Consider the following 1,141-nt stretch of genomic DNA (forward strand, 5'->3'; position numbering starts at 1 on the left):
GCGTGGAAACGCCTAGGCGTGGAAACGCCTAGCGCCTTGCCGAACTCGGCCGTGTTTCGCCCCGTCGGCACCGATGAAGCCTCGGACGTGCCGCCAGTCTGAGCAGCGGCTGATCCTTCGAGGCGAACGGTGCACCTGCTCTTCCAGTTGGCAAGCCGTGTAACGAGCGCGGCTCGATGCGGGTGACCAGCAACCGATCGGTGGCCGAGTGGGGCAAGCCACGTCGCCACGATCCGCGGCGACAACTACCGGTTTCGCTTCAAGCGCCGCGCGGGGCTGATAGGTCAGGCGGCCACCGCGTCCGAACTTACCCCGCAGGAATGACCGGTTCTTCGTGTCGCCGGGGGCCGTTGCTGATGTCGCTTGCAGCGGACGGGCGCGGCGCGGTTTCGACCGCGCGCCCTGGGAGACCAGGAGGTTCGCGCAGGACGGACCGAGGAAAAAACATCAAAAACGATCAGAACTGGTGCGCATGACCGTGAGGCTGTCTCGATGAGCCCACATACCGGGCAGAAATTCGCACAGGTTAGTATTTTCCACATACGTGTCTGATTGTAAGAAAAGTTTCAACACGTGATGATCTGAGCTTCTGTACCAAGGAGTTTTCAGATGACATCGTGCGACGGCAAAGCGGGGCTCCAGCGTCTCGTCTTCAAGAAGAACGAGCGACCGGCCGCTGCGCCGCGCATCACAGCGCCAACCAGTGCTTCCGTTTTCCCTGTCTCGGCCGTTGCTCTTGCAGTGGCGCTGTTCGCGGCATCGCCGCAGGCCCGTGCCGCCAATGAGTGCACGCCAGATCCGTCGGCTGCGAACACCGTCAATTGCGGCGCCGCAAGCTATCCGGGCGGGATTACCTACACCGTAGGCACGGCATTGACGCTCAACCTGAACAACCCCGCCATGGTGATCGAAGGCACCGGCCTTTCGGTAACTCAGCCCAACGGGCTCGGAACCCCCCTCCATGTGATCGTCAATGCCACGAACTTCGGGTCGATCACGCCCACGGGCACTGGCACTGCGATTCTGGTCAGCAATACGCGGGCTGACGGACTCACGGCATTCGTGATGGACGGTGGCTCAGTCGTGTCGAACAGCGCTAGCTCGGCAGTTCTTGTTTCCAGCAGTTCAAGGGGTGACGCCC

The 1,141-nt window shown here is 62.1% G+C and carries 1 protein-coding gene; it reads left to right on the top strand.

The features are described from left to right. Positions 1 to 609: 609 nt before the first annotated feature. On the top strand, positions 610 to 1,141 hold a 532-nt coding region (locus AC04L7_RS19165), incomplete at its 3' end, for a hypothetical protein (protein ID WP_475513772.1).

Source organism: Pseudoxanthomonas sp. LjRoot204_2 (assembly GCF_056175765.1).